Source organism: Nonomuraea sp. NPDC001684 (genome assembly GCF_053596515.1).
In genome coordinates this window covers 18,237-27,406 of the sequence record NZ_JBSFGJ010000089.1, presented here as the reverse complement: position 1 = coordinate 27,406, position 9,170 = coordinate 18,237, and the positions used below count along the sequence as shown (strand labels likewise).

Here is a 9,170-nt window from a genome sequence, read left to right as displayed (position 1 = left end):
GGTAGCGCTGCGGGGGCATTCGGCCACCTTGGCCGCCCACGAGCTGGCCGTCATGCTGCCACGCCGTGCATAAACGATCTTCTCAAACACGCTCTTAGGGGCAGCTTTGCCGGCCTCGCGTGCTGGGCCAACAGCGGGCTACTCCGACAATGAGCCGTCAGTAATAATACTGTTGGTGAGCTGTAGCCGTTCGATCGAGAAGTTGTCTGTGTAGCACCCCAGGCAATTTCTATCAGCCTAGACAGGTCGGCAGCAGAATTGCTGTAGAGGTTGATTTCAAGCAGCTCGATGGCCGCCATGTCGACGATCACTCAAACCTGGAAGAGCCACCGCTTGCGGCCGGTATCCGCCAATCCCCTAGCAGGCCTGCTGATTTACTGCCGCGAGCAGGGCGCTCCCCACTGCTTGTGCGATCGCAGGAGGAACAGCATTTCCGATCATTCGACCTATGGAGTTGAACTCCACAGGGTCTCCTGGCCTGACAAACTGGTAATTCTCTGGAAATCCTTGGAGTATCGCTGCTTCCCGCAGGGTAATCGCACGATCTTGCTCCGGATGGCCGAATCTTCCGGTTCCGAAATTGTACGACATGGTCGTGATGGTCGGAGACGGCTTGTCCCATTCCATGCGGGCGTAGACGTTCTTGAACGTGGCGCCAGAAGGCCTAGTATGGCAAGGAGACAGCAGCTCTGTTGGCCAGTCATGCCATGTGCCCCCTGGCCTGGATGCCTTGATTCGCTTCAGGTTCAGAGGGCTTAAGGCTCTTGCCTTATGCATGCCATCAAGGTCATGCGTTCTCCCTTGACGAACTGCCGGGAGGCCGGAAATCGCATCTCTCACCGTCGTGAACTCTTCGGGCTTGCGTTTACCCCCAGGAACCCTGATGTGCCCGATTCGCGACGCAATGAGAACAAGTCGACGACGCTCTTGCGGGAGGCCATATTCCGGGCCGTAACAGCTTTTAAAAGAAACCTCATAACCAATTTCTTCGAGAGAGCTGGAAAACTCCCTAAAGATCTTGGAGCTCATGATTCGAGGGACGTTCTCCATGGTCACAAGCTCAGGGTTAGACTCTTTGACGAGTCGGGAAAATTCACCAAGGAGCGACCACTGCGGCTCTGAAGACGTATCTACGCCTCGCCTGTATGGCGAGAAGGGCTGGCACGGCGCGCATCCCGCCAAGAGGCGTATTGAGCCTGGCTCCCATAGAAGCTCAAGCTGCTCTTTAGAGACCGTCCGGACATCCTGCTCAATGAACGGAGCTTCAATATTTTGCTCGAATGGGTACTTGCATCGAGGATCTATATCAAAACCGGCGACTACGTTCAGCCCAGCCTGCATCAATCCATGCGACAGCCCGCCCACTCCGCAGAAGAGATCTATCGCTGAGATGCGCCTTGCCATGTCGCCCATAGTCTGAACTTAGCGTAGATCGCCCCGCCTCGTCGACGGGTGGGGATAACGACACGAGCTCATCATCGCAGTGCTCCTTGGCTGCCAGCGGCAGCCTCCTGTCCAGGGCTTGGAGGACGGGGAACAGGGATGAACGCGTTAGCTGCCCCCTTACAGCCTCAGTCAATGGCCTAGGACCTGTCTCGAGGTCGGTTATCAGCGTGTCGCTGGTCGCAACGCAGTGAGGTCTCCGGTATTGGGTTCAACGATGAAGAAGAACCACAACCGTACACCTCGTGGCCACCTTCGCGGTGACGCGGCGCTTTGACCTGAGTGATGAGCAGCGGGCGCGATTGGCGCCGCTGCTTCCGGCTGCCGTGCGGCCAGGTCGCCCGCCTCGAGGGAGCAGACATCAACTGATCGACGGGATCCTGCGCCCGCCGATAATTCCATCCGTGCAGTTCAAGCTGCATGCGGGTGCTCGTTGAGGATGCCGCCGAGCCGGTCTCGTTGGCGTATGTTCAGGTCGGTGATTCGTCCGGGTGCGGCGATCGTGTCCGGGGCGGGACGCAGTGGAGCTGTTTGGTTGAGGGCTTGGTGGGTTCGGTGCCGGTTGTAGAAGTGTTCGTACTCGCGTAAGGCGTACCGGAGGTGGCGTTCGTTCCAGACGAGGTAGCGGTCGAGACGCTCGTGGCGGCAGGACTGCACCCACCGTTCCATGATGGAGTTCATCCGCGACACCCGAATGCCGGTGAGTACCGTCGTGATGCCGGCCTCGGCGAGGACCTCGTCCATGAGGGCCGCTCGCCGACCTGGAACTGCGCCGCCGCCGGTCCCGCGCCGAAGACCGCATCCGCTGCGCCAAGGACGCCGGCCTGGCCAACCTGCCGCTGCACCACTTCACGAAGAACGAGATCTGGTGCGAGCTTGTCGCCCTGGCCTGCGAACTCCTCGCATGGATGCAGATACTCGCCTTGCTTGGCACCGCCGCCCGCAGCAACGAACCCAAACGCCTGCGACTTCGCCTGTTCACGGTGGCCGGACGGCTGGTCCGCGGCGGCCGACAGCTCCGTCTGCGCCTCGCCGCCCCCTGAACCATCTACAGGCCTTGCCAGCCCCGCCTTGCCCCGCCTTGCCCCGGCCTCCAACCGCCCCTACGACCAGGAAAGGACACCCGTGGACCTGTGGAACCCCTCCCACCCGGCGCGACGGCCGGGCCAATGCGCTGACCACAGCACGCAATTCCACCCTCAGCCGAACCGCTTAGCCGACCACACCTTGATCACGAAAGATCGAGGCTAACGTCACAGGAGGACGCTCGACTCCCCGTCCAATATTGGGACAGATCATCGCGCGACAAGAGCAGATGCCCTCAGGGGCGTGGTTGCCCAGATTGCTGGACAGCGTGAACCGCTTTAGACGCCGTGAAAGGTACCGTCAACTCTTGTCGTACCCGATCCGCGATCATCTGGGCCGACGTGCTGGGATCCTCGTGCTCCCAGATACGGATCACGCTCCACCCGGCTTCCGCGAGTGTGCGGTCGGTCTCAGCGTCGCGTTCGCGGTTTCTCCTGACCTTCTCCGCCCAGTACATCGAGTTGGTCGCCGGCTTGCTGTGATGCTGTGGACAGCCATGCCAGAAACAACCATCCATGAAGACGGCGACCTTGGCCCTCGTGAAGACGAGATCCGCGGTCCGTCGTATCGCGGGTAGCGGTCGTACGGAGACCCGGTAACGAAGGCCCAGCGCATGGACGGCTCGTCTGAGCGCGAGCTCGGGCTTAGTGTCCCGGCCCTTGTTCGCCTGCATGCTCTTGCGATTGCCCTCGCTGGAGGCTTGGGTCGGCCTCTCCACTCTCACAGGTACCACCGTACACAACGCCGCGCTACGGACAGCGGGGCGGAACGAATCGCCTTCTGACACTGGTAACCGTAGTCTCGCAGTCACCACGTTTAGACGGAGGAACGCAGTGCTGCGGGATGGACTGACGTTGGCCCATCGCTACCGGTTGGACGAGCGCATCGGCGCGGGCGCGATGGGAGAGGTCTGGAAGGGGTTCGACCTGAGGCTGCGGCGGAAGGTCGCGATCAAGGTGCTGCCCGAGCATCTGTCCGGTGAGACCCGCAGAGTCGAGCGGTTCCAGTCGGAGGCGCGGATCGGTGCGGCGCTTCAACATCCCGGTATTGCCGTGGTGTTCGACGCGGACAGCCATCAAGGGCGTCTGTTCTTCGTCATGGAGTTGCTACCTGGCGCGGATCTGGCCGACACGCTCCGTCACGCTCGCAACGGACTTCCGGTCGAGCGGGTCATGCGGATATCCCAACGACTCGCCGACGCCTTGGCAGCAGCGCACGCGAAGAATGTCATCCACCGTGACATCAAGCCCGCCAACATCATCCTCATGCCCCGGGACCATCCGAAAATCTGCGACTTCGGCATCGCCCGTATCGTAAATCTGTCGAACGCCAGGGTTACGGCGGGAGTCGGAACCGCAGAATACATGGCGCCGGAACAGTTCATCGGGCGGGCCGATGAACGAGCCGACCTCTATTCCCTCGGCTGTGTGATGTACGAAATGACGACCGGTGACCAGCCGTTCATCGGTTCGCCTCAAGAGCTCATGTACCAGCACGTTCATGCGGAACCGGAACCTCCTACAGCCATACGCGCGGGCATACCACAGGAGCTCGAAGAGTTGATCCTTAAGCTGATGGCGAAGAAGCCGCGGGAACGCCCTCAGAAGGCACACGAAGTGGTGGAGCGACTAAAGGAGCTCCGGCGCCGGGGTCAACAAGAGATCGTCGCCGATGTTGCGACTCCGACCTTGCCGGTAAGAGTAATCTCCTCCCACCTGCCAGCCGAGGACATCGCAGAGAATGGGCTTTTTGTTAAGGGAGGTGATCAAGGTTCGATGAATCTCATCCGCGTGCTGGGAGAACGCGGTGACAACGTCATCAACGACCCGCTCGTCGTAGGGCTCGGTCGAGACGACGAAGGGAAGCCGTTGATCGCCAATTTGGCGATCCTGCGCCATCTCCTGATCGCCGGCACGGCAAAATGGGGTGTCACGTCCCCTGTCGAGCTGATTCTGGGGTCCGTTCTCACGGGCGCGCGCCCAGAACAGGTTCGCATGGTCGTGGTGGACTCGGCGGCGGCGCTGTTGGCGCCCTTCACGGAGGCGATGATCCCTTACGAGGTGGAATCGGCTGTCCGAACACCCGACGCGGCACTGCAGGCCATCGACTGGACATTGACGGAGTTGGACCGTCGCTACGAAGACCTCGCGGGAGCCGAATGCCGGTCCGTACATCAATACAACGAAGAGGTGCGCGCCGGCCGGATATCGATGTCGCAGTCCGCGCTCGGAGCCGCTCAGGAGGCTCATCCACCCCTGCTCCTGATCATCGCTGAGCTGGCAGAGCCGATGCGAGCGGCGAAGGAAAGGGTGGAACATGCCCTGGGCAGACTGGCGCAGACGGGCCGAGCGGTGGGAGTCCACGTCATCCTCCAAACCGAACACCCCGACCAGCTAACGATCACGGGTCGGGTCAAGGCGCACATACCTGCACGTCTTGGACTTCCCATGGCGACCGCGGAAGAGAGCGTGAGGGTGCTCGACCACGTAGGCGCCGAATCCCTACGGGCCGGAGAGGCGCTGTTCCGGGCGTCTGCTACCGACCTCCCCCAGCGGATCCGGCTAGCGCACGCATCCGCTGAGGAGATCGCCGTCCACTTTGGTGCCTGATCGGCGTCAGCCCAGGAAGCGGCTGGGCTCTCCATGCCAGGACACGTACAGACGCTCTCTGGCTCTCGTACAAGCGACGAACAGCAGACAGCGTTCGCGGAGCAGATCGTTCGCGTGCGTGACCGCGTCCTCCTCCAGTGACCGGACTGCGCCTGGCGAGGGTAGTTGGTTGGCTCCCGCGCCTATCACGGCAACGCCGCGGAACTCCAGGCCCTTCATCCTGTGCATCGTCATCGTTTGGACGTGACCGGGGACGGCGTCATGGTCCCTGTTCAGGGAGGAGGCGGGGACGCCCGCCCTGGTGAGGGCGGCGACGGCGTCCTGAGCGAGCGGCCCTGATCGGGCGGCGACACCTATCTCATCGGGGAGAACGCCTGCGGCGATCCATTGTTCGACGGTCTTGACGAGGCTCTCAAGTTCAGTCCCCTTCGTTGTGGCCCCGGCCAGTTGAGGGCGGTGTCCGTGAACCTCGGAGCGACAGCCGGCAAGCGTGACCGACGCCCCGTCCAGCCCTTCGAATTTTTGGCCGTTCAGCATCGCATGGCTCCAGGCCAGGATCTCCGCCGTTGTCCGGTAGTTGATCGTGAGCCGAGTGGATCTACCGCCCACATGGATGCCCATGACTCCGAGCGACACGCGGTTGTCGTAGATCCGTTGATGAGGGTCACCAGCGATGAAGAGGTCATCCGGCCCCTGGGCGACGGCGGCTCTCAGCACCCTCCAGCGCACTGGATGCAGATCCTGGGCCTCGTCCACCACGACATGGTCGTACGGCTTGTGTTCCTGGTCCGCCAGAACGCGCGCGGCGGCGGTGCAGGCCGTCTCGAAGGTACGCGCATTGCGATCCTCCAACTCCTGCTCGAACTCGGTGACGGCGCGCCAGATCTGCGCCCGCTGGACAGAGCCGAGGCGCCTTCCCCGACCAACCCTCCGCGCAGCGAGATAGCCGTCCAGCGTCGTCACGTCCTGCGCGAGTATGACCTGACGCCATTCCTCGGAGAGGAAGGTCTCACTCAGGTCGAGCCCGCGTCTACGAATAACACGCCGCCATATGTCCCGTTCTTCCTCGCCCTGGATCACCGCAAAGCCGCCGAAGTGTTTCTTAACCGCCCGGCGCGCCACCTGGTCGACGGTCAACACCTCAACGCGCGACAGGACCTCATCTTGAGTCTCCAGCAGACGAAGGGATTCGGCCAGGGATCGGGCGAGTGTCGCGGTGAAGGTAGTGAGAAGGACCCGTCCTCCCTGCGCTGCCAGATGCCTGGCCCGGTGCAGGGCGACTACGGTCTTGCCAGTGCCAGGTCCACCGATGACCTGGGCCGGACCGGAGTAGCTCCGATATGCGGCCTCCCGTTGAGCAGGATGCAGGTAGACCCGCCATCGGGCGAACGGCTTGTTGAACAGCTCGATCAGCTCGTCGGGCCCTTCCACCAGCGCGACCTTGTCAGGTGTCCGACGGACGGCGGCAGCGACGTCCTCGGGGTCGAACGGCTCAGTCACCACCGAGCTGACGATGTCATCCCAGACCTCCTCGGGAGTCATGCCGGACGCCAAGCCGATCAGCACGTCATACTGGACCTGAGGGAGCCGTCCTTCCAGCGCTTCGAGCAGAGCGACGTCGGTGAGCATCCGCGCGAAATTCCGAATCTGATCGTCGATGCCGAGTCGCGTCAGGTCGCCGTCGGATATGTGCTCGAACAGCAGGCGGACGTGATGCTCCTCGTCCTGCGAGAGCTGCTCGATGGTCGCATGGATGATCTCATCGTCCCGGATCTCGATATGCCCTGTGGCCGCGTTGACGGAGACGCGACGGTCCTGTGCCCACGCATAGGCCTCATCGTGGTTGTCCACCTTGAGAAGGGTGAACTGGTCGCCGGCCTCCGGGGCCAGCACGATGCCGCGATACTTCTGATCGATACGAATGCTCTTGAGTCGCTCGTCGCGGACGTTGTTCAGCTTCTCCAGATGGATACCCGCGTGAGTGGCCTGTCCGAACTTGCCGATGGCATCGGCAACTTTCTGTTGTACGGGTCGTTCCAGGCGAACGAAGTCCTGGAGGAAGTCACGATGGATGCCCAGCTTGGCCATACAGATTCCCCTTCACTCGCCGCCCGATCCCCGGGCCGCGATCCGTCGGCCCGGGCAGGAAATGATCAACGTAGCCGGTCCGTCCTGGAGAAGAAACCAGTGGCGGGATCGTCGGGGGTGCCAACGAGGAGCGCCCGGTCGAGAAAGACGTTGTTGGTCTCACAGCTGACCTCGGCCAGTAGCACACAGGCATAACAGGCGGCGAGGTTGAGGCTGTCGACACCGCGCGCCTCCGCCTCCATGCACGGCGGGTCCTGGGAGCACCATGACGCTCTGGCGAGCGCCGACTCCAAGGACGCGCGCAGTTGCCGATGCTCCCCCTGCGCCACCACTCCGCCTAGGCTGCCGGCGGAGTCACTGGTGGCGGTGTAGATCAGCACGCCTGCCATGTCGTTCGAGACATACAGACGCTCCCGGAGTGCGGCGGCCGGATATCCGGCCTCCAATGTCCACTCATTTATCAGTACGTGCGCCAACGTGTGCAGCAGCAGGTAGCGGGGGCGGACCGGGGAACGGATGTCGCTAAGGAGCCTTGGGTCTCCGGCGGCCTGCGCCCGACGGCGGAGGACTCCAAGATGGTTCCTCCGTATGTGCTCAGAGCGTTGCACCGGACCAGGCCGGGTCTCCCATTCCTGGAGCCTGTGCTGGTCGATGGCGAGGAAGACGCCCTCACCGCTGACCTCGATGGCAGGCAGCCAGTCGACGCCTTCCATGGAGAGCGCCGATCTTCTGATGTCGATGCTCGTTGGATCGGGCGCTTCGACCCTGGTGAACGACTGCAGTACACGGACCTCCCGAAGCCGCTTGACCAGCATCGAGCGCTCGACGCCGTCCGGGAGTGGGGCGGCGGCGTCCTTCTTCGGGGGGACGCATTCGAAATCATCACCGCGATCGACGTTCACAGTCCCGTCGTAGAGCTTGTCATACTCCTCCCGCCGCAGTTGACTCATGGGTTCGAAACCGGCCTCCTCGTCGGAGTCGGGACGGGCGCTTGCTTCGAGCTCCATACGGCGGTGCACGGCCTCCAGCACTTCTTCTGCCGTGAAGCGGGTATCTCGCAGCATGCCCTTGTCCTCGATGGACCCGAGGATGAGCTCGTCGGAGGCGCCGCGTTTCACGAGCCCGGCCAGGTCCTTGTAATAGGGGTTGAGCCGCTGCTGCAGCGTCTCAGACCATGGAGGGATCGAAAGTGCCGAGCGGTTGATCGGAAACCATGCGGCCGAGGAGCCTCGCTGCATACCGCGAGGCACCGCTGTGCAACCTGTTTGCTTGGATCCGTACCATAGCCACGGCCGGCGGCCCGTGCACTTGATGCCCAAGGCATCCATAGCTCCGCGGCTCAGCGCCCCTTCCAGGGAGGCGCTCTTGCCACAGCTGCACTTGATGACCACCGAACGGAGCGCGGCCGTCCGCCCTGTGCTGTGCAGGGTGAGTGTGTGATCGACTTCTCGCTCGGAGAACTCCGTCTTCTTGTGCACCCAGGCGAAGTAAGGGAAGTTGTCGAGGTGACCGTTCTCGCAGGCGATCACGAACCGCGAAGGGACCAGGGACTTCTGACAAGCGCCGCAGATGCTCTTCCCGGCGGGCGATCCGAACCTCTTGAACTCTTGCAGGATCTGACAACCGGGGCAGGAGTAGATGTCAGGGAAGAGACGGATCCTCACTCCATCACCGGAGGAAGGGTTGTCCGCAGGGGGGAGCTGAAATCTGGAGACATCCAGCCAGCGCTGAAGCCGGGGTTCGTAAATAGCCCCCGATTGGCGGATCTTCCAGGTGTCCAGCCCGCTGACGATGTACGACTGGTCTTCGAGCGCCACCATCGCCCCGACGCCGTACGTGGTGATCATCTGGGCGCGTCGCACCCCGCCCAGCGGCTTCCTGCTGGTTTCGGCCTCGCCTTTGCGTCCGCCCGCACGCCGACTGCGCCCGTCGCGCAATGCCATG

6 protein-coding genes and 1 pseudogene are annotated in these 9,170 nt (G+C 62.6%); 2 read left to right on the top strand and 5 right to left on the bottom strand.

Features of this window, described 5'->3' with window-relative positions; translation table 11 throughout:
* Window positions 1-357 precede the first annotated feature (357 nt).
* Both ACWCSD_RS18625 and ACWCSD_RS18620 read right to left on the bottom strand, forming a co-directional pair.
* A complete protein-coding gene (locus ACWCSD_RS18625) occupies window positions 358-1,404 on the bottom strand; it encodes a DNA cytosine methyltransferase (RefSeq protein ID WP_449916345.1) in 1,047 nt (348 codons plus the stop codon).
* Between the two features lie 450 nt (window positions 1,405-1,854).
* Window positions 1,855-2,187, bottom strand: a complete 333-nt coding sequence (locus tag ACWCSD_RS18620; protein ID WP_449916342.1) for an integrase core domain-containing protein — start codon at window positions 2,185-2,187, stop codon at window positions 1,855-1,857.
* A 2-nt stretch (window positions 2,188-2,189) separates the two neighbouring features.
* Between ACWCSD_RS18620 and ACWCSD_RS18615 the strand changes: the two are divergent.
* Window positions 2,190-2,480 (top strand): annotated as a pseudogene (locus ACWCSD_RS18615) (transposase); the annotation flags it as partial.
* Between the two features lie 284 nt (window positions 2,481-2,764).
* On the opposite strand, the gene ACWCSD_RS18610 reads toward ACWCSD_RS18615, so the two are convergent.
* On the bottom strand, window positions 2,765-3,247 hold the full coding sequence (locus ACWCSD_RS18610; protein WP_449916347.1) for a very short patch repair endonuclease: 483 nt from the start codon (window positions 3,245-3,247) through the stop codon (window positions 2,765-2,767).
* Window positions 3,248-3,401: 154 nt separating this feature from the next.
* Between ACWCSD_RS18610 and ACWCSD_RS18605 the strand changes: the two genes are divergently transcribed.
* Window positions 3,402-5,138, top strand: a complete 1,737-nt coding sequence (locus ACWCSD_RS18605; protein ID WP_449916340.1) for a protein kinase domain-containing protein — start codon at window positions 3,402-3,404, stop codon at window positions 5,136-5,138.
* Window positions 5,139-5,144: 6 nt separating this feature from the next.
* Here ACWCSD_RS18605 and ACWCSD_RS18600 read toward each other — a convergent pair whose 3' ends face one another.
* Both ACWCSD_RS18600 and drmB read right to left on the bottom strand, forming a co-directional pair.
* Window positions 5,145-7,226: a UvrD-helicase domain-containing protein gene (locus tag ACWCSD_RS18600; protein WP_449916337.1), complete on the bottom strand. Its 2,082-nt coding sequence runs from the start codon at window positions 7,224-7,226 to the stop codon at window positions 5,145-5,147.
* Window positions 7,227-7,291: 65 nt separating this feature from the next.
* Window positions 7,292-9,169: a DrmB family protein gene (gene drmB / locus ACWCSD_RS18595; protein WP_449916335.1), complete on the bottom strand. Its 1,878-nt coding sequence runs from the start codon at window positions 9,167-9,169 to the stop codon at window positions 7,292-7,294.
* Window position 9,170 lies beyond the last annotated feature (1 nt).